The sequence below is a fragment of the Kitasatospora sp. NPDC092948 genome, assembly GCF_044754805.1.
Classification (GTDB): Bacteria; Actinomycetota; Actinomycetes; order Streptomycetales; family Streptomycetaceae; genus Kitasatospora.
Window position 1 is genome coordinate 917,931 of sequence record NZ_JBIVPU010000001.1, and the last position, 26,487, is coordinate 944,417.

Here is a 26,487-nt window from a genome sequence, read left to right on the forward strand (position 1 = left end):
GACCCCAACGGTAAAAGGATTCCGGCGAGTTGGGAACCCTGGTGTGCTGACGGCCATGACCGCCACCGTCGCGCCCGTCGGGCGCCGCTCCCTGCTGCCCGCAGACCCGATCCTGCGCCGGCTCGCCGTGCTGACCGGCGTCAACACTGTCGGCAACGGCCTCTACTACTCCGTCAGCGCGCTCTACTTCACCCGGCAGGTCGGGCTCGGCGCCGGCCAGTTGGCGCTCGGCCTGGCGGCGGCCGGGGTCGCCGGGATGCTGGCCGGCGTCCCGTTCGGGCGGCTCGCCGACCGGGTCGGGCACCGGCGACTGCTGTACGTCCTCGGGCCGTTGCAGGGACTGGCCGTCCTCACGTACATCTTCGTGCACGGCTTCGCGCCGTTCGTCGTCGCCATCGTGGTCGCCACCGTGCTGGAACGCGGCGCGGTCGTGGTGCGCAGCGCACTGATCGCGCACGTGGTGCCCGCCGAGGACCAGGTGCGCTCGCGGGCGCTGCTGCGCTCGGTGATGAACGCCGGGCTGATGCTCGGCGGCGCGGGCGCGATGCTCGCCCTCCAGGAGGACTCGCACTGGGCGTACGCCACCGTGCTGGCGCTGGACGCCGCGAGCTTCGCCGCCACCTCGCTGCTGCTGCGCGGCCTCCCGGACGCGACGGTGCCCGCCGAGGAGCGCGCCCGCAAGCAGCGGCCGCGCACCGCGCTCGCCGACCGGCGCTACCTGCTGGTCGCCTTCCTGCACGCCGTGCTGGAACTCCAGTTCGCCATGCTGGAGATCGGCATCCCGCTGTGGATCGCCGTCCACACCGCCGCGCCGCGCGCCCTGGTCGCGGTGGTCGCCATCGTCAACAGCCTCGCGGTGGTGCTGTTCCAGGTCCGCGCCAGCCGCGGCGTGGTGGACATCCGCTCGGCGGGCCTGGCCTGCGCCCGCGGCGGCGTGCTGCTCGGCGGGGCCCCTGCCTGGTGTACGCGGCGGCCGGCGGACGCGGCACCGTGCTCGCCGTGACCCTGATACTGGCCGGCGTCCTGCTGCACTCGCTCGCCGAACTGCTCACCTCGGCGGGCGGCTGGACACTCAGCCTCGACCTCGCCGACCCCGCCGCGCACGGCGAGTACCAGGGCGTCTTCATGAGCGGCCAGGCCGGGTCGCACGTGATCGGCCCGCTGATCGTCACCGCGACCGTGCTGGCGCACGGCGTCGCGGGCTGGGCGACGCTGGGCGTCCTGCTGGCGGCGGCCGGCCTGGCGATGCCGCTGGCCGCGCGGCGCTGACGCCGCGTCGGCCCGGTCGGTCGGCCGGCCCGGTCGGTCGGTCGTTACGGTCGGTCGTTCCGGTCGTCCCCGCCGGCTGGGTCGGCTGGGTCGGCAGGGTCGGCAGGGTCGGCGGGGTCGGCGGGGTCGGCCCCGTCGGTCGCCGGAGCTGCCGAACCCGCCGAAGCGGGTCGGCTCGCCGTCGGTGTGCAGCACCGCGAACCGCCCGGTCCACCGGCGGGTCAGCGGCGGGAGGCGAGGGAGCGGGCGGCCTCGGCGCAGGTGCGGGCGATGGTGGGCTCGTCGGCGGTGGTGAGGTGGCCGTGTTCGACGACGGGGCGGCCGTCGACGAGGAGGGCGGTGAGCGGGGGGAGGGCGCCGAGGACGAGGGCGGCGACCGGGTCGGCGACGGTGGAGTGGAGGAGGCCGTCGGTCTTCCAGAGGGCGAGGTCGGCGAGTTTGCCGGGCTCGACGGAGCCGATCTCGTGGTGGCGGCCGAGGACCCGCGCGCCGCCCATGGTGGCCAGGCGCAGGGCCTGGCGGGCGGTCAGGGTGTCGGGGCGGCCGTGCAGGCGGCTGATCAGGAGGGCGTTGCGCAGTTCGGTGCCGAGCTGGCCGGACTCGTTGGAGGCGGTGCCGTCCACGCCGAGGCCGACCGGGACGCCGCCGGCGAGCATGTCGGGGACGCGGGCGATGCCGGCGGCCAGCCGGGCGTTGGAGGACGGGCAGTGGGCGACGCCGGTGCCGGTCTCGGCGAACTTGGCCAGGTCGGAGTCGTCCATGTGGACGCAGTGCGCCATCCAGACGTCCTCGCCGAGCCAGCCCGTGGACTCGAAGTAGTCGGTCGGCCCCATGCCGAAGAGCTGCCGGCAGAACGCCGCCTCCTCCGCGGTCTCCGAGCCGTGGGTGTGCAGCCGCACCCCCTTGCGGCGGGCCAACTCGGCCGAGCGGGACATGAGTTCGGTGGAGACCGAGAACGGCGAGCAGGGCGCCAGGGCGATCTGCAGCATGGAGCCGAAGGAGGGGTCGTGCCACCGGTCGACCGCGGCCTCGGAGGCGGCGAGGATCTCGTCGGTGTCCTCCACCGCGTGGTCCGGCGGCAGCCCGCCGTCCTTGTGGCCGCGGTCCATCGAGCCGCGCGACGCGGTGAACCGCAGGCCGAGCTGCCGGACGGCCTCGATGGACGCGCCGAGCAGGTCGCCGGCGCCGCGCGGGAAGACGTAGTGGTGGTCGGCGGCCGTGCTGCAGCCCGAGGTGAGCAGCGCCGCCGCCGAGCCCAGCGTCGCCGCGTGCACCAGCTCGGCGTCGATCCGCGCCCAGGTCGGGTACAGCGCCACCAGCCAGTCGAACAGGATGTTGTTCTGGGCGAGCCCGCGGGTCAGCCACTGGTAGAAGTGGTGGTGGGTGTTGACCAGCCCCGGCGTGAGCAGGTGCCCCTCGCCGTCGATCCGCCGTACGACACCGGGGAGTTGCGCCGGCGCGGGCCCGTCGCCGACCGACTCGATGGTGTTGCCGAGGACGACCACGTGCCCGCGCGGGTACTCGGTGTCGGCGGCGTCGACGGTGGCGATCGCCGCGTTCTCGATCACGATCCGTCGGTCGGGGGCCGGGAGTCGGACTGCCATGGGAACTCCTGAAGGCATCGACGGGGTGTCAGGAGACGGGGATGACCGGGACGACGCCCTCCCGGTGCACGGTGCCCTCGATCAGGCCGTACATCCGGTCGGCGGCGTAGTACACCTCGTTCTCGTTCTTGAGCCCGAACGGCGCCAGATCGACCAGGAAGTGGTGCTTGTTGGGCAGTTCCAGTCGGATCTCGTCCACCTCGGCCCGGTGGTTCAGCACCCGGGTGCCCATCGCGTGCAGGGTCTGCTGCAACGAGTACGAGTAGGTGTCGGCGAACGCCTCCAACAGGTGCCGCCGCACCTCCTGGTACGAGCGGTCCCAGGCCGGCTGCTGCTGGCCGTCGCGGCCGTGGAAGCCGAACGCCCAACGGGCCGTCACCTGGGTGGCCAGGATGCGGTCGTAGGCCTCCTGGAGGGTGGTGTACCGGTCCTTGAGGAAGCCCCAGAACTCCGAGTCGGTGGTGTTCATGACCACCAGGTCCTTGAGCCCCGAGATCACCCGGAACCGGTCGCCGTCGTACACCACCTCGGTGGTGCGTACCTCCTGCCCGCTGCGGACGAAGGAGTGCCCGGTGTCGCCGGAGTCCGCCGCGCCGATCCGCTCCCAGCCGTACTCCTCGACCCGGACGCGGGCGCAGTGCACCACGCCGCGCTCGGTGTGCTCCACGAAGTGCCGGGCCAGCAGGGCGGCGAAACTCTCGGCGGACTCGATGCCGTACTGCTTGGCGAACGCGTACACGGTGTTCTTGGTGCTGTCGGTGGGCAGGCAGTTGGCGTTCGAGCCGGTCAGGTGGACGTCCTCGAACTCGCCCTGGAGGGCGACCGAGACGTTCAGGTCCTTGATCTCGTGGCGGGCGGAGTCGCGGCGGACCCGGACGATGCGGTTCTCCGCCTTGCCGTACTGGTTCTGCCCGAGCACGTGGGCCATGACGTGTCTCCTAACGGTGGGCGGGGCCGGCGGGCCTAACTGCCGCGGTAGACCGAGTAACCGAACGGGCTCAGCAGCAGCGGCACGTGGTAGTGGTGCTGGTCGGCCGCGACCGTGAAGACGATCGAGACCTCGGGGAAGAACGGCGGCTGCTCCGCCCCCGGGCGGGCCGCGTGGTACTTCGCGGTGTCGAACCGCAGCCGGGCGACCGAGCCATCCGCCACCGCCGGCAGGTCCCGGACCCGGCCGTCGGCGTCCGTCGCGGAGGCGCCGAGCAGCTGCCAGCCGGCCTCGGTGCGGACGGCCAGTTCGACCGGAACGCCCTCGGCCGGGCGGCCGAGAGCGGTGTCGAGCACATGGGTGGAGATGCCGGCCATGGACAGTTCCTCACAGGCGGACGGGCGTCGGTTCAGGGGGAGAGGAGCCGGTCGAGGCGGAGCTCGTTGATCCTGCGCAGTTCCTCGCGGACGGTCTCCGCCTCGGTGGCGGCGTCGTGCGGCAGCCGCTCGCGCAGGGCGGCGAGCAGGTCGGGCGCGGTGCGGCCGGTGGCGCAGATCAGGAAGATCCGGCCGAACTTCGCCTCGTAGGCGGCGTTGGCCGCGGCCAACTCGCCCAGTACGGGCGGCTCGACGCCCCGGACGCCGGACTGCTCGCGGGCGGACGCGGCGTCGCCGGCCTTCGGAGCGCCGATCCGGGCGTGGCCGGCGAGCGCCTCGTCGAGGTCGGACGCCGACAGGCGGGACGTCGCCGTCGCGTTGGCGGCCAGCAGCTCGGCGGGGTCGGACCAGGGGCGGGAGGCCGCGACGGCGGCGGCCCAGGCGGGGCTGGCGCAGATCTCCAGCAGGATCGTCCGCAGCCGGTCCGGCTCGGCGGCGGCCAGTGCGGTGAGCGCGGGGGAGACGGGGGGTGGCTCGGTCACGGAGGGACCTCCTGGGATTGGTGCCACCCGGACAAGCTAGAGCGGGCCCGACGGGCCGTCAACGCACTGTTGAACTGTTTGTGACGAGGACGGGTCGGCGACGGCCTGCCGCGCCCGGCGGGTCAGGACTTCTCCTGCCGGTTCAGGTAGTTGTACACGGTGAACCGGCTGACACCGAGCGCCGACGCGACCGTCTCCACCCCATGGCGGACGGTGAACGCCCCGCGTTCCTCCAACAGGGCGACCACCCGCTGCTTCTCGGTGCGGTCCAGCTCGGCCAGCGGTCGGCCGTCGAACCGGCGGGCCGTCTCGGCCAGCAGCCGGTCCAGCGCCCGGTTCAGGTGCGGCAGCCGCACCGCGACGGCCGGCGTGCCGTCCCACTCCAGGACGACGTCCTCGGCCCGCGCCTCGGCCGGGTCGACGGCGGTGGCGCCGACCGCCTCCAGCAGCGGCTTCACGGCGGCGGTGAACGGGTGCTCGTCGACATGCCCGGCGGCGGGTCCGGCCGGGTCCGCGCCGTCGGGCAGCACGCTGACCTGGAGCGAGATCCGGCTCGCGCCGACCGCCAGGGTCTCCCGCAGCAGCCTGGTCACGGCGGTCAGCGCCTGCTCGGCGTCGCCCTCGGCGCTGGTCCCGAACGGCCCCACGGAGACGGCCAGTCCCGCTTCCTCGACCGCCCCGCGGGCGGTTCTGGCGTGCTCGGGGAAGCCGTCCAGCTCGAACGGTTCGGTCGTGAACTCCACCATCACTCGCACGCGCTCACCCTATCGACCGTCCGTCGAGATGGTTGTCGGATGTGATGATTGGGTGGAGCGATCGGTGGAATCAGGCCTCCGGACGGTGAACATCGTGTGCCGGGAGGGCCGAGTCCGCCGGGGCGGCTGCGGCGGCAGGCCTCAGCGTGGGCGCACCATGACGGTGAGCTCGGGCGAATCGGGCGTCGCCCGCTGGCTGTTGAACGGCCGGTAGCCCCAAGTCCCGTACAAGGCCCGGACTTTGCCGTCCCCCGCGAGCGGGTTGACCATCAGGACGACGCGGTCCTCGGCGCGGTCGGCGAGCAGCTCGTCGTGGATGCGGCGGGCGGTGCCGGTGCCGCGCCACGGGGTGCGGACGCCGATCTCCTTGACGGCCAGCACGGGCGTGTCGGTGAAGCCGGCGGGCAGCGGATCGGCCAGGCGCCTCCAGTAACGGTCCTCGGCGTCAAGGGTGTTGCCGTAGGCGTACCCGACCGGCAGTTCGCCGTCCCGGCCGAGGACGAGTCCGAAGCCGGGCTCGGCGGCGTGCCGGTCGAGGCGCTCCAGGAACGCTTCGACGCCGTAGTTGGCCAGGTGCAGCAGCGGCGCCCGGACGTCCATGTAGACGTCCAGCAGGTCCTGGCGGGTCTGCGCGGTGAGGGCGGAGTAGCGGCGGAGCTCGACGGTCATGCGCTGGTCCTCCTGTGGTCGCGGGCGAACTCGGCCCGATTGGCCGCCAGTTCACCACGTACGGTGGGGGTCTTCCGGATGCGGGGCCGCATTGACGCCCGGGTGGGTCGGGCCTACGCTCCCAGGACCCTTCCAGGACTCTCCCGGCGTTCGGAGGCCCCCTGATGCCGCTCGGCGACGGCGTGGTGATCCGCTCCCGGCGGGTGGTGCTGCCGGACGGCGAGCGGGCCGCCGACGTGGTGGTCCGGGGCGGGCGGATCGAACGGGTCGCGGCGTACGGGACGGTGGGCGGACGCGGCGTGACCGACCTCGGGGGTCTCGTGCTGATGCCCGGGCTGGTCGACACCCACGTGCACGTCAACGAGCCCGGCCGCACCGAGTGGGAGGGATTCGCCTCCGCGACCCGGGCGGCGGCGGCCGGCGGAGTCACCACGATCGTCGACATGCCGCTCAACTCCGTTCCACCGACCACGACGTCGAGCGCCCTCGCGGTGAAGCGGAAGGCCGCCGAGGGCCGGCTCTGGGTGGACGTGGGCTTCTGGGGCGGGGCGATCCCCGGGAACCTCGGCGATCTCGAACTCCTGCACCGGGCCGGGGTGTTCGGGTTCAAGTCGTTCCTCGCCCCGTCCGGCGTGGACGAGTTCCCGCACCTGGCCGGCCCCGCCGAACTGGAGGCCGCGCTCGCCGAACAGGCCCGGCTCGGCGCGCTGGCCGTCGTCCACGCCGAGGACCCGGCCGTGCTCGACGCCGCCCCGAACCCCGGGGGCGTCCGGTACCGGGACTTCCTGGCCTCCCGCCCCGACGCCGCCGAGAGCGTCGCGGTGGCCGGACTGCTGGAGTGCGCCCGGCGCACCGGCGCCCGGGTGCACCTGCTGCACGTCTCGTCCGCCGCCGTGCTGCCGCTGCTGCGCCGGGCCCGGGCGGACGGGGTGCGCGTCACCGCCGAGACCTGCCCGCACTACCTGACGCTGGCCGCCGAACAAGTCCCGGACGGGGACACCGCGTTCAAGTGCTGCCCGCCGATCCGGGACGCCGCCAACCGGGAGCTGCTCTGGCAGGCGCTCGCGGACGGCGAGTTCGCTGCGGTGGTGTCCGACCACTCGCCGTCGACGAGCGAGCTGAAGCAGTGCCAACGGCTCGGCGGCAGCGGCGACTTCGCGGCGGCCTGGGGCGGCATAGCGTCGCTCCAGCTGGGACTGGCCGCCGTGTGGACCGAGGCGCGGCGGCGCGGGCACACTCCGGCGGACGTGGTGCGCTGGATGGCCGCCGGCCCGGCCGGGCTGGTCGGCCTCGACGGCAGCAAGGGCGCCGTCGCACCCGGGTGCGACGCCGACCTGGTGGCCTTCGACCCCGACGCCGAGTTCACCGTCCGGCCGGAACGGCTCCACCACAGGAACCCCGTCACCCCGTACGCCGGCCGCACCCTGACCGGGCAGGTCCGCCGCACCTGGCTGCGCGGGCGGCTCGTCGACCCCGACGGCGAGCCGCACGGGCGGCCACTCTTCCGTTGCTGAATTCCGTTGTGAGGAGGTTCGGTTGAGCGCCGATCAGGTGCCATTCGCAGAGCTCGATCCGCCGTTCGCAGAGCTGGTGGAACTGGCTTCCCGGGCGCTCGGCGCGGGTGTGGTCGCCACCAACGAGGACACCTTCGCCGACGCGGAGAACCTGCTGGTCGCCGCGCCCGCCGCGTTCCGCCCGCACACCTTCGGGCACAAGGGCCAGATCATGGACGGCTGGGAGTCCCGCCGCCGACGCGGCGTCAGCGCCGAACAGCCGCACCCCGCCGACGAGGACCACGACTGGGTGATCGTCCGGCTCGGCGCGGCGGGCGTGGTCCGCGGCGTGGTGGTCGACACCGCGCACTTCACCGGCAACCACCCCGAGACGGCGTCCGTGCAGGCCGCGTCCGTCCCCGGGCACCCCTCGCCGGCGGAGGTCGCCGCCGCCGACTGGACCGAGATCGTTCCGCGGACGGCGCTGCGCGGCGACACCGCGCACGCGTTCGTGGTGTCGGATCCCGTGCGGTACACGCACGTCCGGCTCAACATCTGGCCGGACGGCGGCGTCGCCCGACTCCGGGTGCACGGCGAGGTGCTGCCCGACCCGCGGGACCTGGCCGGGCTGACGTTCGACCTGGCCGCGCAGGAGTACGGCGGCGTCGCCGAGGACGCGTCCGACCGCTACTACTCCTCCCCGCACCACCTGAACGCCCCCGGCCGGGCACGCGTCATGGGGGACGGCTGGGAGACCAGGCGACGACGCGACACGGCGCACGACTGGGTGCGACTCGCCCTGGCCGGGGAGGGGGAGGTGCTGGCGGCGGAGGTGGACACCTCGTGCTTCGTCGCGAACGCGCCCGGGTGGGTCGAACTCGTCGGGCTGAAGGGGGAGACGGAGACAGTGCTGCTGCCACGGACGCGGTTGCAGCCCGACACCCGGCACCGGTGGCGGCTGCCGGCGGGGACGGCGGTGACGCACGTGCGCGTGAACGTGTATCCGGACGGGGGGCTGGCGCGGGTCCGGCTGACGGGGCGTCTGACCGGGGCCGGGCGGGACGAGATGGCGCTGCGGTGGTTCAACGCGCTGCCGGCGGCGGAGGCCGGAGCGGTCGCGCCGGCCGCGGTGGTGGCGGCGCGGCCGCTGCGGAACGCGGAGTCGATCGGGTACCGGGGTGCGGAGTGACGATCGGGTGCCGGGCTGGGGGGCTTCCTCCAGGCACTGCCCGCGAGGCACGCCGGCGAGCCCTCGCGGGGGCTCGCCCGAGAACCCTCGGGCATATGCCTGTCAAGGGGTCGGCGCTCTGGTGGGGGAATATCCGGTGAGCTGATGATGGGGCGCTGATCGGCTGGATACGCTGGGTGAAAGCGAGAGGGGGTCGGGGGAACATGGCGACGGTGAGCCGGGGGCGGAGTGATCTGCTGGGGCCGGGCGGCGGGGGTGCGGGGCCGTTCGGGGTGCTGCGGCGGGCGTTGCGGTTGCTGGAGGCCGTGGACCGGTACGCCAACGGCTGCACGACGGCGGAGCTGTCGCGGGCGCTGAGCATGCCGGAGGCGGTCGTGCGGCAGTTCGCGGAGGAGCTGGAGACCGAGGGATACCTGCTGCACCTGGACGGCGTGTGGACCCTCGGCGGGGCGTTCACGCTGCTCGGGGCGCAGCACCGGGAGCCGCTGGTGCGCGCCCGGTTGCACCACCGTCTGGAGGACCTGCGGGACGAGTTGGGCGCCGCCGTCTACTTCAGCCGGTACCAGGACGGCGAGTTGCTGGTCGAGGCGGTGTGCGACGGCGAGCACGCGCCGGCCGTGCACGAGTGGGTGGACTTCCGGGCCACCGCGCACGCGTCCGCGATCGGCAAGTGCCTGCTGGCCCAACTCGACCACGCCGCCCGGCTGGACCACTTCGCCCGGCACCCGGTGGCCCGGCTCACCGCGAGGACCATCACCGAGACCGACCGCCTGCTGCACCGGCTCGACCGGCAGCCCGCCACCGTCCCCGTGCTGGACCTCCAGGAGTACTCGATGGACACGGTCTGCGCCGCCGTCCCGATAGTGGCCGGGAACACGGTGGGCTGCCTGGCCACCTCGCTGCCCGTCGAACAGGCCTACCGGCTGCGCGAGGCCGCCGAGTTGCTCACGGCGCGGGCCACGCCGTTGATGCTGGCGATGGCGGTGTGAGCGGCCGGGCCGCGGCGCGGGCGGCGAGTCGTGGTCGGTCCGCCGGGTCCGCCCTCCCGGATCGCTGAGCAGGACGTCCGCGAGCACCGCCGGTGGCGGACGCCCGGGTCGGAGCGCCGTACCCCGGCGCGGCCGTGGCGGAACCGGGCGGCCGGGAGCCCGGCGCCGAGGAGGGCCGCCGGCCGGTGGCCGCCGCGGCGCGGTCCGGCGACGGCATCGCGGGTCGCCGGGCGCGCGGCGGGTGTCACCACAGGCCGGACGCGACGGCCGCGCCGGCGAAGTTCAGACCGGTGCCGAGTGCCACACTGACCGTCAAGTAGGCGGCGGACAGGCCGATGCGGCTGGTCGAGGCGAGCGTGAACACCTCGTAGGAGAAGGTGGACCAGGTGGACAGCGCCCCGCAGAACCCGGTGGCCAGCAGCAGCTGACCGTGCGCGTCCAGGTGTCCGCGCAGCGCGGCCTCGGAGAGGAAGCCGAGCAGCAGACAGGCCGTCGCGTTGGCGGTCAGCGTGCCGAACGGGAACGGGCTGTGCACCCGCGACTTGACGGCCACACCGGTCAGGTAGCGGACGGGCGCGCCGACCAGGCCGCCGGCCAGCACCAGCAGCCAGTCAGTGAGCACCGGACGCCTCCTGGTGGGCCGGGACCCCGACCGCGGCGCGGGCCGCGAAGACGCCGAGGGTGACGGCCGTCATCGCCGCGACCACCGTCAGCAGCAGGTAGCCGACGGCCGTGCCGGGGGCCCCGCCGCGCACCAACTCCCGGATGTTGTCCGTGTAGTGGGAGAAGGTGGTGAACCCGCCGAGGAACCCGGTGCCGAGCAGCGAGCCGGCCAGTTTCTTCGCCCGCGGAAAGCGCACGGACAGCACCGTCATCAGCGCGCCCATCACCAGACAGCCCACCGCGTTGACGGTGAGGATCGGCCACGGGAACGCCGTCCCGGACACCGGCCAGAGCCGCTCCACGCCGTACCGGCAGCCCGCGCCCAGGGCGCCGCCGACGGCCACCGCCGCCACGATCGGGAGCTGACGGCCCGGCGCGTGCTCGGAGTGGGCGTGGCCCGGCGGGCGCACCGGGCGGTCCCTGACGACGTCGATGTACGGATTGGTCATCGGACTCCTTCGGAACCGTACGTGGGCCGATCGGGCGAAATGGGCGAACACGCGAGCGGCCGGGGCGGCCGGGCGGCCGAATCGGACTAAACAGTGCATATCGGTCAGTTCTGGCGTGCGCCAGCGTATTTCACGGCAGCCGTCAGGGCGGGGAGATTCGGGAGAAGACGTGACGCACGGTGCCCCCCGAGGTGCACGCCAGGCACTGGACCGTCAACCGCTGGCCTATCTGGTGGCCTCGATCCGGGGTGTCGGCCAGGTCGACCTGCAACCGCAGCTGCTCACCGGGGCCTTCATCCTCGCCGCGCTGTGGGCGGCCGGCTGGAAGGTCGGCCTGTTCGCCACCCTGGGCACGCTGATCGCCACCGCCACGGCGTACCTCCTGGACGTCGACCGCGGCTCCATCTCCCAGGGCCTGCAAGGCTATTCGGGCTGCCTGACGGGCATCGCGCTGGTCACCTTCCTGGGCAACCACCTCGCCACCTACATCCTCGCCGTGGTCGGCTGCGCGGTCACCACCGTGCTGACCGCCTCCCTCGCCGTGCTGCTCAAGCCCTACGGGCTGACCCCGCTGACCGCCCCGTTCTGCCTGGTCTCCGGCGTGATGGTGCTCGGCGCCCCGTCCTTCGAACGGATCTGGCACGGCGCGCCGTCCCCCGTCGCCAACCCCACCAGGGGCGACACCGGAATCACCTTCTCCGACCTGTGGCACGCCTTCTTCACCAACGTCTCGCAGGTCTTCCTGGTGAACAGCTGGTACGTCGGCCTGATCATGCTGGTCGGCCTGGCCTTCGCGGGCGTCCGGGTGGTGCTCGCCGCCGCCCTCGGCTCGATCGCCGGGATCTTCGCCGCCTGGGCGCTCGGCGCGCCCACCGCGCAGATCGCCGACGGCATCTACGGCTACAACTCCGTCCTGGTCGCCATCGCGGTCGGCGCGGTCTTCCTCGCCGACACCCCCTGGAACGCGGGCTACGCCCTGCTCGGCGCCGCCCTCGCCACCGGACTGACCGCCGCCATCACCTCGCTCTTCAAACCCTTCCACGGCCACACCTTCACCTGGCCGTTCATCCTCACCACCTGGGCGCTGATGGCCGCCGTCCCGCTGCTGCCCAGGCTGCGGGCCGCCGAAGCCGGCTGACGCACCGTCACCACCAGCCCCGTCCCCCCGTCCCGAGGAAGGCACCCGCCGATGAACCTCGCGCCCCGCGAGCTCGACAAACTGATCGTCTACGTCGTCGCCGACCTGGCCCGCAAGCGCCAGGGACGCGGCCTCAAGCTGAACTACAGCGAAGCGGTCGCCCTGATCTCCGAGGCCATCCTGGAAGCCGCCCGGGACGGCAGGTCCGTCGCCGACTGCATGGAACTCGGCCGCCACGTGATCGGCGCCGACGCCTGCATGGACGGGGTGCGGCAGATGCTGCCGCTGCTCCAGGTCGAGGCCTCGTTCGTGGACGGCACCAAGCTGGTCTCCGTGCACGACCCCATCGGCGGCTGACGGTGCCCGACACCGGCGTCCACGTCCTCGCGGTCTGCGGCCACGAGTCCGGGAACGGCGCGGCGCTGCGCCGGCTCGCCGGGCCGGACACCATCGTGGTCGGCGGCGGCCGCGAACTGTACCGGGCGCTCACCGCCCGCCCGTCCCGGCAGACCGTCGCCGTCGTCCCGATGACGCTCGGCCGCGACCCCGAACTGGTCGCCGACGCCGCCCGCACCGTCCGCGCCCTGCCGCCCGAGCTGCGCCGGGGCACCGCCGTCGCCGAGCCGTTCGGCAGCTCCGAGCACCTGGTCGGCTGGCTGCGGGCGGCGGCCTCCGGCGTCCCCGCCGAGGCCGCGCTGCTGATCACCGCACCCGCCGGCGACCCCTACCAGGACGCCGAACTGCACCGGGTGGCCCACCTGGTGCGCGTCTACGGGCGGCACCGGCTGGTGGAGACGGCGCTGCTGGGCGGCGACGTCGAACCGGCCGAGGGCGTGCGGCGGTGCGCGCTGCTCGGGGCCCGGCAGGTCGCGGTGCTGTCCGCGTCCTTCCTGCCGCCGGCGCCGCCGGCCGCCCCCGCCGGAGTGTCGGTCCGCGACACCGGGCCGCTGCTCGGCCCGGCCTCGCTCGCCGCGGTGCTCTCCGCGCGGGCCGGCGCGGCCGTGCGGCGGCTGCGGGAGAGCGGCGAGGACGGTGTCGGCGCGGCGCTGTCGGCCGCCGACCGGCACGGGCCGAGCCACAGCCACGGCGTGGACGGCGGCCACCACCGGCACGAGCACCACCACGGGCCCGGGGAGGGCCACGCCCACGACCGCGAGCACCACCACGAGCACCACCACGGGCCCGGGGAGGGCCACACCCACGGGCCGGGCTCCCCGCCGGTGCAGCAGCACATCCACTCGTCCCCACTGATGGGCGCAAGGAGTCACCAGTGAGTTTCGGCACATACCTGTACGGCGACGGAGACATCGAGCTCAACGCCGGTCGACGCACCGTCAAGGTCGAGGTGGTCAACACCGGCGACCGGGCGGTGCAGGTCGGCTCGCACTACCACTTCTTCGAGGTCAACTCGGCGCTGCGGTTCGACCGTGACAAGACCCTCGGCATGCACCTGAACATCCCCGCCGGCACGTCGGTGCGGATCGAGCCGGGCGGTACCCGCGAGGTCGAGCTGTGCGAGTACGGCGGCACCGGCCGGCTGGTCGGGTTCAGCGGGCTGCTGAACGGCAGCACGGTCTCCTCCCGGGCCCGGATCGAGGCCTTCCACCGGGCCCTGGAACTGGGCTTCGAAGGGGCGGAGGAGAACCCCTCCGACACGGGCGCCGACAAGGGCGCGGGCAAGGGTTCCGCCAAGAAGAAGGGTGCCAGCTGATGCCGATCCTGTCCCGCAAGCAGTACACCGACATGTTCGGGCCGACCGTCGGCGACCGCTTCCAACTCGCCGACACCAACCTGATCGTGGAGGTGGAGAAGGACTACAGCGAGGGCCTGTACGGCGACGAGATCGTCTACGGCGGCGGCAAGAGCATGCGCGACGGCATGGGCGCCGACCCGCAGGCCACCGCCGCACAGGGCGCGCTGGACACCGTGATCACCAACGTGGTGGTGATCGACCCGATCCTCGGCATCGTCAAGTGCGACATCGGGATCAAGAACGGCTTCATCGCGGGCATCGGCAAGTCCGGCAACCCGCAGACCCAGAACAACGTCCACCCGGACCTGGTGATCGGCCCCGGCACCGAGGCGATCTCCGGCGAGCACCTGATCGCCACCGCCGGCGCGATCGACACCCACGTCCACCTGATCTCCCCGCAGCAGGCCCAGCAGGCGCTGACCAACGGCATCACCACGCTGATCGGCGGCGGCACCGGCCCGTCCGACGGCACCAACGGCACCACCTGCACCCCCGGCCCGTACAACATCGCCCGCTTCCTGGAGGCCTGCGAGGAGGTGCCGGTCAACATCGGCCTGATGGCCAAGGGCAACGGCAGCCTGCCCGGCGCGCTGGACGAGCAGATCGAGGCCGGCGCCTGCGCGCTCAAGGTGCACGAGGACTGGGGGGCCACCCCCGCGGTGATCGACGCCGCGCTGTCCGCCGCCGACCGGCACGACGTCCAGGTGGCGATCCACACCGACAGCCTCAACGAGTCCGGCTACTTCGAGAGCACGCGCTCGGCGTTCGACGGCCGCACCATCCACACCTTCCACTCCGAGGGCGCGGGCGGCGGCCACGCCCCCGACATCCTGCGGGTGACCGGCGAGCCCAACGTGCTGCCGTCCTCCACCAACCCGACGCTGCCGTACACCAAGAACTCGGTCGACGAACTGCTCGACATGGTGATGGTCTGTCACCACCTGAACCACGACATCCCCGAGGACGTGTCGTTCGCCGACAGCCGGGTCCGGGCCGAGACCATCGCCGCCGAGTCGGTGCTGCACGACCTCGGCGTGATCAGCATGGTCTCCTCGGACTCGCAGGCGATGGGCCGGGTCGGCGAGTCCGTCACCCGCTGCTTCCAGATCGCCCACCACTGCAAGGACAAGCGCGGCCCGCTGGACGGCGACAGCGCCCGCAACGACAACCAGCGGGTGCTGCGCTACCTGGCCAAAGTCACCATCAACCCGGCCATCGCCACCGGAATCGCGGACCACGTCGGCTCGTTGGAGGCCGGCAAGCTGGCCGACATCGTGCTCTGGCCGATCCACTCGTTCGCCGCCAAGCCCAAGATGATCATCAAGGGCGGGATCATCTCCTGGGCCCAGATGGGCGACCCGAACGCCTCCCTGCCGACCCCGCAGCCGGTGATCTACCGGCCGATGTTCGGCCAGTACGGCCGGGCCCAGCAGTCCACCCACGTCACCTTCATGTCGCAGGCCGGGATCGCCGCCGGCGTCCCCGAGAAGCTCGGACTTCAGCGCCGGGTGCTGCCGGTGCGCGGCACCCGCGTCATCGGCAAGCACAACATGGTGCGCAACAACGCGCTGCCCAAGGTCGCGGTGGACCCGGAGACCTTCAAGGTCACCCTGGACGGCGAGGTCGCCACCATCGAACCCGCCCGGACGCTGCCGCTCAACCAGCTGTACTTCGTGGTGTGACCGGTGTTCCTCAGCCCGGACGGCCCGGAACCGGCGTCCCCCGAGCAGTCGCAGCTCGGGGGACTGCCCGCCCTGCTGGCCAGCCTGCAACTCGCCGACTCCGCCTTTCCCAGCGGCTTCTACACCCTGTCGCACAGCCTGGAGGGCTACGCGCAGGCCCGCGCCGTCACCCCCGACACGCTGCCCGCGCTGCTCGCCGACCTGCTCCGGCACGGCGTCGGCCCGAGTGACGCCACCGCGCTGGCGCTCGCCCACCGGGCCTGCACGGCAGGGGAGCCGGCGGACGCCGCGCGGATCGACCGGAGGCTGTACGCGGGCAAGCTCGGCCGCGAGATGCGGCAGGCCGCCACCCGCACCGGGCGTCAGCTGCTCGACCTGGCGGCCGAAGTGTTCGAACAGCCGGCGATCGGCGGGTACGCGGCGCTGGTGAAGGAGCGCCGGGCGCCCGGCTGCCAGGCCGTCGCCGCCGGAATCGTGTACGCCGCCGCCGGGGTGCCCGTCGCCCAGGCGGTGGCGGCCGACCTGTTCGCCTTCGGCGCCAGCTTCGCCGGGGCCGCGCTGCGGCTGCGGCTCACCGACCACCGCCGGGCCCAGGTGCTGCTGCGCGGCGCCGCCCCCGTCATCGAGGAGACCGTCCGCGCCGCACTGGCCCGGGAGGAGGCCGACCTCGGGTCCACCGCCTTCGCCGCCGACATCATGTCCGGCCGCCACGAGCGGTCCGACGCCCGCCTGTTCGCCAGCTGACCAACCATCGGAGAAGGAGCACCTGTGGACGACAACGTCCTGCGGATCGGGATCGGCGGGCCGGTCGGCTCCGGCAAGACCGCGCTGATCGAGGCCCTGGTGCCGCTGCTGATCGCCCGCGGCCACCGCCCCGCCGTGATCACCAACGACATCTACACCCAGGAGGACGCCCAGCACGTCCGCCGCACCCTGGACGGCGTCCTCGACCCCGAGCTGGTGGTCGGCGTGGAGACCGGCGCCTGCCCGCACACCGCCGTCCGCGACGACCCCACCATGAACCTGGCCGCCGGAGCCGAACTGCTGGAGCGCTTCCCCGAGGTCGACACCCTGCTGTACGAATCCGGCGGCGACAACCTCACCCTGACCTTCAGCCCCGCCCTGGTCGACGTGTTCGTCTTCGTCCTGGACACCGCCGAGGGCGAGAAGATGCCCCGCAAGCGCGGCCCCGGCATCACCGAGTCCGACCTGCTGGTCATCAACAAGATCGACATCGCCCGGTACGTGCGCACCGACATCCAGGTCATGGAGTCCGACGCGCACAAGGTCCGCGACGGCAGGCCCGTGATCCTCACCAACTCGCTCGACGGCACCGGCGTCGACGACCTCGTCGGGTTCCTCGACTCCCGTCGCAAGGCGCTGATCTGAGGTGCCCCCGGCCCCGCCCCGGCCCGCGCAGCACGACCGGCCCGCGCACGACCGGCCCGTCGGAGAGCAGCCCGTCCGTGAGCGGACCGGGCGCGACCGGCCGGCCGGAGACCGGCTCGCCGAAGCCCACTGGTCGGCCGGCCGCCTCCCCGCCGAGGTGGCCGACTGGGCCGGCCGGCCCGACACCCTCGCGCCGGGCTCGCCCGCCAAGGTCGGCATCCTCGACCTCGGCTTCGCGCTGCGCGACGGCCGCACCGAACTGGTCGAGCGCTACCAGAAGACCCCGCTCCAGATCATGCGGCCGCTGCGACTCGACCCGGACCGCCCCGGCGACTCCTACGTCTTCCTGATGGCCACCGGCGGCGGCGTCGCCCAGGCCGACCGCTACCGGATCGACGTGCACGCCGGCCCCGGCAGCCGCGTCCACCTCACCACCCAGGCCGCCACCAAGGTCTTCCGGATGGAACAAGACTACGCCAGCCAGCTGGTCCACCTGCGGGCCGACGAAGGCGCGTACCTGGAGTACCTGCCCGACCCGGTGATCCCGTTCCGCGACGCCCGGTTCTACCAGCGCACCACCGTCACCGTCGCCCCCGGCGCCACCGTCGTGCTCGGCGAGACCCTCACCGCCGGCCGGCTCGCCCGCGGCGAACGGCACGACTACCGGGTGCTGGCCACCGACCTGGAGATCGTCCGACCCGACGGCGCCCTGCTCGCCGTCGACACCCAGCGGCTGGTCCCCGACGGCGACCGGCGCACCGTCACCGGCCCCGCCGTGCTGGCCGGCCGCGACCACCTCGCCACCCTCTTCGCCGTCAGCGACCTGCGCCCCGCCGCCGAGATCGCCGACACCCTGCACCGGGCCCTCGACGGACAGGGCCTGTGCTACGGCGTCTCCACCCTCGCCGAGGACAGCGGGGCCTGGCTGCGCCTGCTGGAGGACAGCCCCGTCCGCACCGCCGCCGCGCTGGACACCGCCTGGCGGGCCGTCCGCCGGCTGCTCACCGGCAGCCCCGCACCCGTCCTGCGCAAGACCTGACCCACCGTCATGGAGGTTGAACCCGTGCTCCTCGCGCCCCCGCCGATGCCCCCGGCGTACAACGCCGGCGACACGGCCTGGCTGCTGGCGTCCACCGCCATGGTGCTGCTGATGACGCCCGGACTGGCGTTCTTCTACGGCGGCATGGTCCGGGTCCGGCACATCCTGATGATGATCAAAATGAGCTTCGCCGCGCTGGCGTTCGGCACCCTGGTCTGGTGGGCGCTCGGCTACACCCTGGCCTTCGGACCGGACGTCGGCGGGGTCGGCCTGATCGGCGGCGTCGACCGGGCGTTCTTCCGCGGCATCCAGCTCACCACCCTCACCGGCGCCATCCCCACCTACATCTTCGCCACCTTCCAGATGGGCTTCGCCGTCGTCACCGTCGCCCTGATCAGCGGCTCCATCGCCGACCGGGCCCGGATGCGCGGCTGGCTGGTGTTCGTCCCGCTCTGGCTGCTGATCGTCTACGCGCCCGCCGCACACTGGGTGTTCGACTCGCAGGGCTGGATCCACCACCGGCTCGGCGCGCTCGACTTCGCCGGCGGCCTGCCCGTCGAACTCGGCTCCGGCGCCGCCGGACTGGCCGTCGCCCTCGCCCTGCGCGGCCCCCGCGACTGGGCCCGCCGCGAGGAGCGCCCCAACAACATCCCGCTGGTGGTGATCGGCGTCGGCCTGCTCTGGTTCGGCTGGTTCGGCTTCAACTCCGGCTCCGCGCTCAGCGACCAGGGCACCGCCGCCGCGGCCTTCCTCAACACCCAACTCGGCGCGGCCGCCGCCATGGTCACCTGGCCACTGGTCGAGAAACTCCGCACCGGACGGGTCACCACCATGGGCGTGGTCTCCGCCGCCGTGGCCGGCATGGTCGCCATCACCCCCGCCTGCGGTGAGATCAACCCGCTCGGCGCCGTGATCACCGGCCTGGTCGCGGGCGCGGTCTGCGCCTTCGCCGTCACCCTCAAGTACCGCTTCGACGTGGACGACACCCTCGACGTGGTCGGCGTGCACGGCGTCGGCGGCGTCACCGGCCTGGTCATGGTCGGCCTGTTCGCCACCGCCCGGATCAGCGGACACAAGGGCCTGTTCTACGGCGGCGGCTGGAGCCTGCTCGGCAAGCAGGTCCTCGCCGTCCTCGCCGTGGGCGCCTTCTCGTTCCTGCTCAGCTGGCTGCTCGCCAAGGCCGTCGACCTGACGGTCGGCTTCCGGGCCGCCACCGAGTACGAGCACGTGCCCGGCGCGGACGCCGAGACCGCCTACGACACGCTCACCGCCGAACGCCTCGGCACACTCGTCAGCACCGGCGCCGACCGCAGCGACAGCGAACTCGTCCGCGGCATCGCGGAGTTGCTCCGCACCCGCCGCCAGGACTGACCGCCCGCCGAGCGAGACCGACCGAGGAGACCTGGTGAACCGCGGAATCAGCGTGCTGTTCCGGGCGATCCCCCTGCTGACGGGCGCGGTGTCGGCGGCGCTGGGCGGCTACGTCCTCGCGCACTCCACCGGGCCGAGCGCCCGGGTCGCGGGCCTGGTGCTGGTGTTCCTGGCGGCCGTCTGCCTCTGCCTGTTCGCCACCGCGGCGACCATCGTCCGGCAGCTGATCGGCCGCTTCACCGCACTGGACCGGTTCGGCTACCCGGCGTTCGGCTTCGCGGTCGCCGGGGCCGCCGTCGGCTACGGGCTCTGCCTGCTCACCGAGCGCCGCCGGCCGCCGGCCGACTTCGTGGCCGGGAGCGCGGTCTTCGGCCTCGGCCTGGTCTGCGTGTGCGTCGCGTCGGTGGCCGCCATCTCCACCCGCTACGCGCTGATCGGCGAGAACGCCGCCCTTCCCGACGGCTCCCCGCCGCGCTCGCCCGCGCCGTTCCGTCCGGCCGCGGCCCGGACCCTGGTGGCGGTCCCGGTGCTCGCGGCCGCCGTCGCCGCGGCGTGGGCGACCGTCCTGCTGGCCAACGGGGGCGGCGGGGACTCGGACGGACGCTTCACGGCCGGGCACGTGGTGGTCGACCTGGCGATCGTCTGCGTCTGCCTGATCGGGCTGGCGGTCGGCCTCCTGCGGCAGATCCAGAGCACCTACACCCGGCGGGCCGGGATCCGGTGGCTCGTCGTGGCTGGCACGCTCGGCGCCATGGACATCACCGGGGGCCTGGTCGTCGTCTCGCTGAACCCCCGGCCCGCCCAACTGGCCACCGGATACGTCCAGATCGGGCTGGGGCTGATCGCCTGGAGCGTCCTCTCCCTGGTGCTGCTGCTCGCCCGCGTCTGGCGCCGCGACGCGCCGTCGGCCGACCGCATCCCGCTGATCCCGCTCGCCGCCGCCGGGATCTGCCTGTTCCTGTCGGCGTTCCTGTTCGAGTCGGCCGACCCGGACGTGATCGTCGCGGCCCGGGTCCTGGTCGGCGTCGGCGCCGTCTGCTCCGCGCTGTTCTCCCTCGCCTCCGTCCTGGCGAGCGGCGCCGCCGGCCGGGACTGACAAACCCCGCGGAGAAACAGAAAAGGCAGGGAGCAAAGGCTCTCCCGCCACTATCAATCTATAACGGAAAGGGGGCCTTGCGGCAAGGCCCCCCTGATGGCGCACAATCACTGACTGAATCGGGAAAGCCGTGCAAAAAGCGTAAACCGGGCAGACGGTGCGAAGTGCCCGGCCGGGGATCGGAGAATCCGTACATGACTCAGCAGACGACCAGTGCCTTTGCGCTGCCCGAGCGGCTCGCCGCCAAGGCGGACCCGGCCCTGATCGCCGACGACGACCGGCACTTCGCCGCCGTCGCCGCGACCCTCGAACGGGACATCGCCGAGCTGACCGCCCGCCTCGACCAGGTCCGCCGCAACCCCGGCGGGCTCGGCCGTGCCGCCATGGACCGCGACAACGAGGTCCACCAACTCTCCTCCCGGCTGCGGACGCTGCGCCGCTTCGGCAGCGACCTGTGCCTGGGCCGGATCGTGCCCGAGGGCCAGGCCGAGCCCGTGTACATCGGCCGGCTCGGCCTGGCCGACGCCGACGGCCGCCGACTGCTGATCGACTGGCGCTCGCCCGCCGCCGAGCCGTTCTTCGCCGCCACCCACGCCAACCCGATGGGCCTCGCCAGCCGCCGCCGCTACCGCTGGCAGCGCGGCCGGGTCGGCGACTACTGGGACGAGGTGTTCACCGCCGACGCGCTCGACGGGCACGCCGCCCTGGACGACCAGTCCGCGTTCATCGCCAGCCTCGGCACCGCCCGCTCCCCGCAGATGCGGGACGTCCTCGCCACCATCCAGGCCGACCAGGACGCCATCATCCGGGCCGGCTCGCGCGGCGCCCTGGTCGTCGACGGCGGCCCCGGCACCGGAAAGACCGTGGTCGCCCTGCACCGCACCGCCCACCTGCTGTACTCCGACCCGCGCCTCGGCCACCGCAAGGGCGGCGTGCTGTTCGTCGGCCCGCACCAGCCCTACCTGGCGTACGTCGCCGACGTGCTGCCCAGCCTCGGCGAGGAGGGCGTGCAGACCTGCACGCTGCGCGACCTGCTCCCCGAGGGCGCGGGCGTCGCCGAGGAACCGGACGCCGAGGTGGCGCGGCTGAAGGCCACCGCCGGCATGGTCGGCGCGATCGAGCAGGCCGTCGGCATCTACGAGGAACCGCCCACCGAGGCCTGCAAGCTCGCCATCGAGTGGTACGAGCTGTCGGTCCAGCCCGAGGACTGGTCCGAGGCGTTCGCCGCCGTCGGCCCCGGCACCCCGCACAACGAGGCCCGCGAGACCATCCTCGACGAACTCATCGCCATCCTGATCGACCGGAACGCCGACGCCCTCGAGGACGAGGAGCACGGCATCTCACCGGAGATGCTCGCCCGCGAACTGCGCCGCGACCGCGAACTGCTCACCGCGCTGCGCCGGGCCTGGCCGATCCTGGAGCCCACCGACCTGGTCGGCGACCTGTGGACCGTCCCCGCGTACCTGCGGCTGTGCGCGCCCTGGCTGAGCCGCGAGGAGATCCGCACCCTCCAGCGCACCGACCCCGCCGCCTGGACGCTCGCCGACCTGCCGCTGCTGGACGCCGCCCGCCGCCGGCTCGGCGACACCGACGCGGACCGCCGCCAGCGCGCCCACCGGGCCCGGCTCGCCGCCGAACGCGAGCTGATGGACGGCGTCGTCGACCACCTGCTGAAGTCCGACGACGACGGCGAGGGCGCGACCATGATGCTGAGCGGCGCCGACCTGCGCGACGCGCTGATCGACCACTCCGACCCCGAGCCGGTCAATCCCGACCTGCTGGCCGGCCCGTTCGCGCACATCGTGGTCGACGAGGCGCAGGAACTCACCGACGCCGAATGGCAGATGCTGATCGCCCGCTGCCCGTCCCGGTCCTTCACCATCGTCGGCGACCGCGCCCAGGCCCGGCACGGCTTCACCGAGACCTGGACCGAACGCCTGGCCCGGGCCGGCCTGGACCGCACCACCCTCACCTCGCTGAGCGTCAACTACCGCACGCCCGAGGAGGTCATGGCCGAGGCCGAGCCCGTCATCCGGGCCGTACTCCCCGACGCCAACGTCCCCACCTCGATCCGGCGCAGCGGCCTGCCCGTCCTGCACGGCGCCCCCGCCGACCGCGACGCCCTGCTGGACACGTGGCTGGCCGAACACCCCGAGGGCACCGCCTGCGTCATCGGCGACCCGACCTTCCTCGGCCTGCCCCGGGTCCGCTCGCTCAGCCCGCAACTGGTCAAGGGCCTGGAGTTCGACCTGGTGGTGCTGGTCGACCCCGAGGCCTTCGGCGAGGGCATCGAGGGCGCCGTCGACCGGTACGTGGCGATGACCCGCGCGACCGGGCAGCTCGCGATCCTGCGCTGACTCCTTCGGGCTCCCCCCCGAGGACCGGGGAGCCGGCCGAGGATCACGGGTGCGGCGAGCCGATCGCGGCACCCGGCGCTTCCGGGCGCCTAGTTCGGGCCCGAGTCGAGCACCCGGTAGCGCAGGTGGGTGACGGTCCGGGACGGGATCACCTCGACCGGTTCCAGGGTGGCCCGGATGCCGTCGAGCAGGCGCTCGCCCGCGCCGAGGCTCGCCGGGACGAGGTGCAGGACGAGTTCGTCGAGCAGGCCCGCCCGGAGGTACTGGCGGACGGTGGCCGCGCCGCCGGCGATCTCCACGTCCTGTTCGCCGGCGGCGGCGCGGGCCCGCTCCAGTGCCGCCTCGATGCCGTCGGTGACGAACTCGAAGGTGGTGCCGCCGGCCATCGGGAGGGGCTTGCGCGGGTGGTGGGTGAGCACGAACACCGGTGCGTGGTACGGCGGTTCGTCCCCCCACCAGCCCGTCCAGGCCTCGTCCCAGGCGCCCCGGCCCGGGCCGAACATGTTCCGCCCCATGATGTGCGCGCCGGTGTTCGCGTGCAGCACGCCGAGAAGGTGCGCGTCCTGCTCCCGCCCCGGCCGGTCGGTCTCGAACATCCAGGACGTCAGGGCCTCCCGGGCCCCCGTGCCGAACGGGTGCTCCAGGCTCTGGTCCGGCCCGGCGGTGAACCCGTCCAGCGAGACGGCCATATTGGCGGTGACGATTCCCACGAGGACTCCCGGTGCTTCGACGGCGACGTTCCCCCTGGCGATGCTAGGCAGCCGGGCCGCCGATCGGCGGGAGCCACGAGCGGTCGGGTGGGCGCTGGCCCGGTCGTCCATGGGCCGGGACGGCGGCCGGTCGTCGGGGTCAATTCGCGACGCCGCCCCGGTGAGGTTGGCGGACCTGGCGGGCTCGCCGTCGGAGGATCGCTTCTGTCGCACCGTCCGCGCCCGTGGAGGCCCCCCGATGACCACCAGTCACCCGCCCAGGCGCATCCTCGTCGTCTGCCTCGGCAACTACTGCCGCAGCCCGTTCGCCGCCCGGGTGCTCGCCGACCTCGGCGGCGAGGCGGTCGAGGTGCGCTCCGCCGGGCTGATCGGTCGGTGGCAGGAGGCGCACCCCGAGATGGTCGCCGTGGCGGGCGTCCTCGGCTACGACCTGACCGTCCACCACCCCGTCCGCGTCACCGCGGAGCTGATCGGGTGGGCCGACCTGGTCCTCGCCATGGACCACGCCGTGCTGGACCGGCTGTACGCCCTGGTCGGCCCCGACAGCACCACCGAGATGCGCCTCTACCTCGACCACGACCGCGACGTCCCCGACCCGATGGGCCGCTCCGCCGTCGAGTTCGTCTACTGCGCGCTGCTGATCGAGGCGGGCGCGGCCAACCACCTGCCCTGACGGCCGGTCAGGGCAGGTCGGCCACCGACAGCAGGACGTCCACCAGCCGCTCCGCCGCGTCCGGGCGGCCGTGCGCACGGGCCCGGGCCGCCATCGCGGTGCGCCGCGGGCCGTCCTCCAGCAGGGGGCCGAGCGCCGAGCGGAGATCCTCCGGTGCGACGGTTCCGAGCAGGGCGACGGCCGCGCCGGCCTGTTCCAGGTGGGTGGCGTTGTGGGCCTGCTCGTTGCCGGCCGACGAAGCCAGCGGGACGAACACCGCAGCCTTGCCCAGCGCCGTCAGCTCGGCGAGGGTGCCCGCGCCGCTGCGGCTGACCACCACGTCCGCCAGCGCCAGGACGTCCGGCAGCTCGGCGCCCAGGAAACCGGTCAGGAAGTAACGGCCCATCAGGTCGGTCGGCAGCTGCGCCGCCCGGGCGTGCAGGTCGGCCTCGTTGGCCGGACCGCACTGGTGGACGACGTTGGCCCGCTCCAGCAGCCACGGCAGGACGCCCGCCACCAGGGAGTTGATCTGCACCGAGCCCTGGGCGCCGCCCGTCACGTACACCGTCGGCAGCGCACGGTCGAAGCCGTACAGCCCGAGCGCCGCCACCGCCTTGTCCGGGCGCCCGGTCAGCACGGCGGGCCGGACCGGATTGCCCGTCACCGCGGCGGTCCGGCGGGCGGCGGCCGGCAGCAGGGGGAGCGTCGACTCGGAGGAGACCGCGACCCGGCTCGCCGCCCGGGCCAGCACCTTGTTCGCCAACCCCAGCCGCACCGTCTGCTCGTGCACGACCAGCGGCACCCGGCACGAGCGGGCGGCCAGGCCGACCGGCACCGCCACGTACCCGCCCGTCGCCAGCACCACGTCCGGCCCGAACCGCCGGATCAGCGACCGGGCCTGCACCGCACCCCACGGCACCCGGAGCATGTCCCGCACGTTCGCCGGGGACAGCAGCTTCAGCGGGTTGCCGGACCGCCGGATCTTCCCCGTGGCGACCGCTTCGAACCTGATCCCCTCCGCGGGCGCGACCCGTGCCTCCAGGCCCTTCGCCGTGCCCACCCACAGCACGTCCACGCCACGGCCCTCGGCCGCCAGCCGCTCCTGCAACGCCCGCACCGCCGTCAGCGCCGGATACGTGTGCCCGCCGGTGCCGCCGCCCGTCACCACCAGCCGGAGCGCCCGCTGTTCGCTGCCCATGCTCTGTTCTCCTCCAGGTTCGTTCTGTGCTGTGGTCCAGGGTGCCCGGTCAGCTGGCGGTCCGTCATATTCGCCGGGTAGGCGAACGGTTGTGCGGGAGGCGGTGCGCGCGGCTCTGGTCGGCCGTCATGCTGGGGAGGTCGATGGGGGAGGGTCGACGGGGGAGGGGCTGTGGGAGAGGGCGGGGCGAGGGTGCGCGAGGCGTACGTGGATCCGGAGGTCGCGGCGGCGGTGGCGGCCCGGGGCGGGGTGCCCGCGCCGCTGACGCCCGATCGGCTGCGGGAGTGGCAGCGGGCGGACGCGGGCGGGCGGCCGCGGCCCGGCGTGCGGGAGTTGACGGACGGCGGCCGGTTCGAGGCGGGCGTCGGGGAGGGCGTGGTGTGGGCGCGGCCGGCCGGGGCGGGCGGACGGCTGCCGGTGCTGCACTACCTGCACGGCGGCGGGCTGATCGGCGGCAACGCGTACGCCGTACTGCCGCGTGTGCTGCGGGAGTTGGCGGAACCGCTGGGGCTGGCGGTGGTCTCGGTCGAGTACCCGCTTGCACCGGACGCGCCGTACCCCCGCCCGCTGCACGCCTGCCGGGACGCGCTGCGGTGGACGGTCGCCAACGCCGGCCCGCTGGGGATCGACCCGGACCGGGTGGTGCTGGCCGGCAAGAGCGCCGGGGGCGGCCTCGCCGCCGCGCTCGCCCTGCTGCTGCGCGACGAGGGCGGGCCGCCGGCGATCGGTCAACTCCTGCTCAGCCCGATGCTCGACGACCGGGGCGACACCCCGTCCGCCCGCCAACTCGCCGGGCGCGACACCTGGGACGCCACCTCCAACACCACCGCCTGGCAGGCCGCCCTCGGCGCACTCCACGGCACCGCCGACGTCCCCCCGTACGCCGCACCGGCCCGCGCCGCCTCACTGGCGGGCCTCCCGCCCGCCTACCTGGAGGTGGGTTCGGCGGAGACCTTCCGGGACGAGGTGGTCGGCTACGCCAACACCCTGTGGCAGTCCGGCGGCAGCGCCGAACTCCACGTCTGGCCGGGCGCCTGCCACGGCTTCGACACCCTCGCCCCGCACGCGGCCGTGAGCCGGGCCGCGGTGGCGGCCCGGCAAGGGTGGCTGCGGCGGCTGTTGAATTGACGAAGCGTCAAGAAACAGTATTGGACGGGCTGTTCGGGACGCGAACG

General features: G+C 73.7%; 28 protein-coding genes and 1 pseudogene. 18 read left to right on the forward strand and 11 right to left on the reverse strand.

Going from position 1 to position 26,487, the window contains the following annotated elements; all coding sequences use genetic code 11:
• The first annotated feature begins 55 nt into the window (after positions 1–55).
• Positions 56–1,003, forward strand: coding sequence for an MFS transporter (locus ACIQF6_RS03690; protein WP_400889690.1), 948 nt, complete (start codon positions 56–58; stop codon positions 1,001–1,003).
• The gene (locus ACIQF6_RS03695; protein WP_400889692.1) at positions 1,000–1,269 is read left to right on the forward strand and encodes a hypothetical protein; all 270 of its coding nucleotides are present in this window, start codon (positions 1,000–1,002) and stop codon (positions 1,267–1,269) included. The genes ACIQF6_RS03690 and ACIQF6_RS03695 overlap by 4 nt, the downstream gene beginning before the upstream one ends.
• Before the next feature lie 221 nt (positions 1,270–1,490).
• Here ACIQF6_RS03695 and ACIQF6_RS03700 read toward each other — a convergent pair whose 3' ends face one another.
• From ACIQF6_RS03700 to ACIQF6_RS03730, 7 genes and pseudogenes are all read right to left on the reverse strand, one after another.
• Entirely contained in the window at positions 1,491–2,873 is a 1,383-nt protein-coding gene (locus ACIQF6_RS03700) for an 8-oxoguanine deaminase (RefSeq protein WP_400889694.1), read from the reverse strand.
• Between the two features lie 28 nt (positions 2,874–2,901).
• A complete protein-coding gene (gene pucL / locus ACIQF6_RS03705; RefSeq protein WP_400889696.1) occupies positions 2,902–3,801 on the reverse strand; it encodes a factor-independent urate hydroxylase in 900 nt (299 codons plus the stop codon).
• Positions 3,802–3,836: 35 nt separating this feature from the next.
• On the reverse strand, positions 3,837–4,178 hold the full coding sequence (gene uraH / locus ACIQF6_RS03710) for a hydroxyisourate hydrolase (protein WP_400889698.1): 342 nt from the start codon (positions 4,176–4,178) through the stop codon (positions 3,837–3,839).
• 32 nt (positions 4,179–4,210) lie between these two features.
• Positions 4,211–4,720 carry a 2-oxo-4-hydroxy-4-carboxy-5-ureidoimidazoline decarboxylase gene (uraD, locus tag ACIQF6_RS03715; protein ID WP_400889700.1) on the reverse strand — a complete coding sequence of 170 codons (510 nt, stop codon included), beginning with the start codon at positions 4,718–4,720 and terminating at the stop codon, positions 4,211–4,213.
• Positions 4,721–4,842: 122 nt separating this feature from the next.
• The gene (locus ACIQF6_RS03720; RefSeq protein WP_400890105.1) at positions 4,843–5,247 is read right to left on the reverse strand and encodes a helix-turn-helix domain-containing protein; all 405 of its coding nucleotides are present in this window, start codon (positions 5,245–5,247) and stop codon (positions 4,843–4,845) included.
• Positions 5,248–5,259: 12 nt separating this feature from the next.
• Positions 5,260–5,466, reverse strand: a pseudogene (locus tag ACIQF6_RS03725) (thiamine-binding protein); the annotation flags it as partial.
• Positions 5,467–5,616: 150 nt separating this feature from the next.
• On the reverse strand, positions 5,617–6,144 hold the full coding sequence (locus ACIQF6_RS03730) for a GNAT family N-acetyltransferase (RefSeq protein ID WP_400889702.1): 528 nt from the start codon (positions 6,142–6,144) through the stop codon (positions 5,617–5,619).
• A gap of 164 nt (positions 6,145–6,308) precedes the next feature.
• Here ACIQF6_RS03730 and allB point away from each other — a divergent pair, with 164 nt between their 5' ends.
• The 3 genes from allB (at position 6,309) to ACIQF6_RS03745 (ending at position 9,815) form a co-directional block, all read left to right on the forward strand.
• Entirely contained in the window at positions 6,309–7,658 is a 1,350-nt protein-coding gene (gene allB / locus ACIQF6_RS03735) for an allantoinase AllB (RefSeq protein ID WP_400889704.1), read from the forward strand.
• A gap of 22 nt (positions 7,659–7,680) precedes the next feature.
• Positions 7,681–8,826, forward strand: coding sequence for an allantoicase (gene alc / locus ACIQF6_RS03740; RefSeq protein WP_400889706.1), 1,146 nt, complete (start codon positions 7,681–7,683; stop codon positions 8,824–8,826).
• Positions 8,827–9,029: 203 nt separating this feature from the next.
• Positions 9,030–9,815, forward strand: a complete 786-nt coding sequence (locus ACIQF6_RS03745; RefSeq protein WP_400889708.1) for an IclR family transcriptional regulator — start codon at positions 9,030–9,032, stop codon at positions 9,813–9,815.
• A 244-nt stretch (positions 9,816–10,059) separates the two neighbouring features.
• On the opposite strand, the gene ACIQF6_RS03750 is transcribed toward ACIQF6_RS03745, so the two are convergent.
• Positions 10,060–10,437, reverse strand: coding sequence for a fluoride efflux transporter FluC (locus ACIQF6_RS03750; RefSeq protein ID WP_400889710.1), 378 nt, complete (start codon positions 10,435–10,437; stop codon positions 10,060–10,062).
• Entirely contained in the window at positions 10,427–10,927 is a 501-nt protein-coding gene (locus ACIQF6_RS03755) for a fluoride efflux transporter FluC (RefSeq protein ID WP_400889712.1), read from the reverse strand. The genes ACIQF6_RS03750 and ACIQF6_RS03755 overlap by 11 nt, the downstream gene beginning before the upstream one ends.
• Positions 10,928–11,096: 169 nt before the next feature.
• Here ACIQF6_RS03755 and ACIQF6_RS03760 point away from each other — a divergent pair, with 169 nt between their 5' ends.
• From ACIQF6_RS03760 to helR, 11 genes are all read left to right on the forward strand, one after another.
• Entirely contained in the window at positions 11,097–12,065 is a 969-nt protein-coding gene (locus ACIQF6_RS03760) for an urea transporter (RefSeq protein WP_400889714.1), read from the forward strand.
• Positions 12,066–12,116: 51 nt separating this feature from the next.
• Positions 12,117–12,422 (forward strand): urease subunit gamma, encoded by a 306-nt coding sequence (locus ACIQF6_RS03765; protein WP_400889716.1) that lies wholly within the window; start codon positions 12,117–12,119, stop codon positions 12,420–12,422.
• Between the two features lie 2 nt (positions 12,423–12,424).
• Positions 12,425–13,339, forward strand: a complete 915-nt coding sequence (locus ACIQF6_RS03770) for a cobalamin biosynthesis protein CbiX (RefSeq protein ID WP_400889718.1) — start codon at positions 12,425–12,427, stop codon at positions 13,337–13,339.
• Complete coding sequence (locus ACIQF6_RS03775) at positions 13,336–13,776, forward strand: urease subunit beta (protein WP_400889720.1); 441 nt, start codon at positions 13,336–13,338, stop codon at positions 13,774–13,776. The genes ACIQF6_RS03770 and ACIQF6_RS03775 overlap by 4 nt, the downstream gene beginning before the upstream one ends.
• Positions 13,776–15,500, forward strand: a complete 1,725-nt coding sequence (gene ureC, locus ACIQF6_RS03780) for an urease subunit alpha (RefSeq protein WP_400889722.1) — start codon at positions 13,776–13,778, stop codon at positions 15,498–15,500. Before ACIQF6_RS03775 ends, ureC begins: the two co-directional genes overlap by 1 nt.
• A gap of 3 nt (positions 15,501–15,503) precedes the next feature.
• Positions 15,504–16,244: an urease accessory protein UreF gene (locus ACIQF6_RS03785; protein WP_400889724.1), complete on the forward strand. Its 741-nt coding sequence runs from the start codon at positions 15,504–15,506 to the stop codon at positions 16,242–16,244.
• A gap of 24 nt (positions 16,245–16,268) precedes the next feature.
• Positions 16,269–16,889 (forward strand): urease accessory protein UreG, encoded by a 621-nt coding sequence (gene ureG, locus ACIQF6_RS03790; RefSeq protein WP_400889726.1) that lies wholly within the window; start codon positions 16,269–16,271, stop codon positions 16,887–16,889.
• Between the two features lie 157 nt (positions 16,890–17,046).
• Positions 17,047–17,928: an urease accessory protein UreD gene (locus tag ACIQF6_RS03795; RefSeq protein WP_400890107.1), complete on the forward strand. Its 882-nt coding sequence runs from the start codon at positions 17,047–17,049 to the stop codon at positions 17,926–17,928.
• Between the two features lie 24 nt (positions 17,929–17,952).
• The gene (locus ACIQF6_RS03800) at positions 17,953–19,299 is read left to right on the forward strand and encodes an ammonium transporter (RefSeq protein WP_400889728.1); all 1,347 of its coding nucleotides are present in this window, start codon (positions 17,953–17,955) and stop codon (positions 19,297–19,299) included.
• A gap of 34 nt (positions 19,300–19,333) precedes the next feature.
• Complete coding sequence (locus tag ACIQF6_RS03805) at positions 19,334–20,395, forward strand: DUF2776 family protein (RefSeq protein ID WP_400889730.1); 1,062 nt, start codon at positions 19,334–19,336, stop codon at positions 20,393–20,395.
• 194 nt (positions 20,396–20,589) lie between these two features.
• Positions 20,590–22,752, forward strand: a complete 2,163-nt coding sequence (gene helR, locus ACIQF6_RS03810) for an RNA polymerase recycling motor ATPase HelR (RefSeq protein ID WP_400889732.1) — start codon at positions 20,590–20,592, stop codon at positions 22,750–22,752.
• An 89-nt stretch (positions 22,753–22,841) separates the two neighbouring features.
• Here helR and ACIQF6_RS03815 read toward each other — a convergent pair whose 3' ends face one another.
• Positions 22,842–23,441: a dihydrofolate reductase family protein gene (locus tag ACIQF6_RS03815; RefSeq protein ID WP_400890109.1), complete on the reverse strand. Its 600-nt coding sequence runs from the start codon at positions 23,439–23,441 to the stop codon at positions 22,842–22,844.
• A 259-nt stretch (positions 23,442–23,700) separates the two neighbouring features.
• On the opposite strand from ACIQF6_RS03815, the gene ACIQF6_RS03820 reads away from it, so the two are divergent.
• Positions 23,701–24,135: a low molecular weight phosphotyrosine protein phosphatase gene (locus ACIQF6_RS03820; RefSeq protein WP_400889734.1), complete on the forward strand. Its 435-nt coding sequence runs from the start codon at positions 23,701–23,703 to the stop codon at positions 24,133–24,135.
• Between the two features lie 7 nt (positions 24,136–24,142).
• Here ACIQF6_RS03820 and ACIQF6_RS03825 read toward each other — a convergent pair whose 3' ends face one another.
• The gene (locus ACIQF6_RS03825) at positions 24,143–25,312 is read right to left on the reverse strand and encodes a UDP-N-acetylglucosamine--N-acetylmuramyl-(pentapeptide) pyrophosphoryl-undecaprenol N-acetylglucosamine transferase (protein WP_400889736.1); all 1,170 of its coding nucleotides are present in this window, start codon (positions 25,310–25,312) and stop codon (positions 24,143–24,145) included.
• 171 nt (positions 25,313–25,483) lie between these two features.
• Between ACIQF6_RS03825 and ACIQF6_RS03830 the strand changes: the two genes are divergently transcribed.
• Positions 25,484–26,440, forward strand: coding sequence for an alpha/beta hydrolase (locus ACIQF6_RS03830; protein WP_400889738.1), 957 nt, complete (start codon positions 25,484–25,486; stop codon positions 26,438–26,440).
• Positions 26,441–26,487 lie beyond the last annotated feature (47 nt).

What these genes read in the sequence shown, in the direction of transcription:
- ACIQF6_RS03690 (WP_400889690.1), top strand. Translation starts at nt 56, where the DNA reads ATGACCGCCACCGTCGCGCCCGTCGGGCGCCGCTCCCTGCTGCCCGCA.
- ACIQF6_RS03700 (WP_400889694.1), bottom strand. Translation starts at nt 2,873, where the DNA reads ATGGCAGTCCGACTCCCGGCCCCCGACCGACGGATCGTGATCGAGAAC.
- pucL (WP_400889696.1), bottom strand. Translation starts at nt 3,801, where the DNA reads ATGGCCCACGTGCTCGGGCAGAACCAGTACGGCAAGGCGGAGAACCGC.
- uraH (WP_400889698.1), bottom strand. Translation starts at nt 4,178, where the DNA reads ATGGCCGGCATCTCCACCCATGTGCTCGACACCGCTCTCGGCCGCCCG.
- ACIQF6_RS03730 (WP_400889702.1), bottom strand. Translation starts at nt 6,144, where the DNA reads ATGACCGTCGAGCTCCGCCGCTACTCCGCCCTCACCGCGCAGACCCGC.
- allB (WP_400889704.1), top strand. Translation starts at nt 6,309, where the DNA reads ATGCCGCTCGGCGACGGCGTGGTGATCCGCTCCCGGCGGGTGGTGCTG.
- ACIQF6_RS03745 (WP_400889708.1), top strand. Translation starts at nt 9,030, where the DNA reads ATGGCGACGGTGAGCCGGGGGCGGAGTGATCTGCTGGGGCCGGGCGGC.
- ACIQF6_RS03755 (WP_400889712.1), bottom strand. Translation starts at nt 10,927, where the DNA reads ATGACCAATCCGTACATCGACGTCGTCAGGGACCGCCCGGTGCGCCCG.
- ACIQF6_RS03765 (WP_400889716.1), top strand. Translation starts at nt 12,117, where the DNA reads ATGAACCTCGCGCCCCGCGAGCTCGACAAACTGATCGTCTACGTCGTC.
- ureC (WP_400889722.1), top strand. Translation starts at nt 13,776, where the DNA reads ATGCCGATCCTGTCCCGCAAGCAGTACACCGACATGTTCGGGCCGACC.
- helR (WP_400889732.1), top strand. Translation starts at nt 20,590, where the DNA reads ATGACTCAGCAGACGACCAGTGCCTTTGCGCTGCCCGAGCGGCTCGCC.
- ACIQF6_RS03815 (WP_400890109.1), bottom strand. Translation starts at nt 23,441, where the DNA reads ATGGCCGTCTCGCTGGACGGGTTCACCGCCGGGCCGGACCAGAGCCTG.
- ACIQF6_RS03820 (WP_400889734.1), top strand. Translation starts at nt 23,701, where the DNA reads ATGACCACCAGTCACCCGCCCAGGCGCATCCTCGTCGTCTGCCTCGGC.
- ACIQF6_RS03825 (WP_400889736.1), bottom strand. Translation starts at nt 25,312, where the DNA reads ATGGGCAGCGAACAGCGGGCGCTCCGGCTGGTGGTGACGGGCGGCGGC.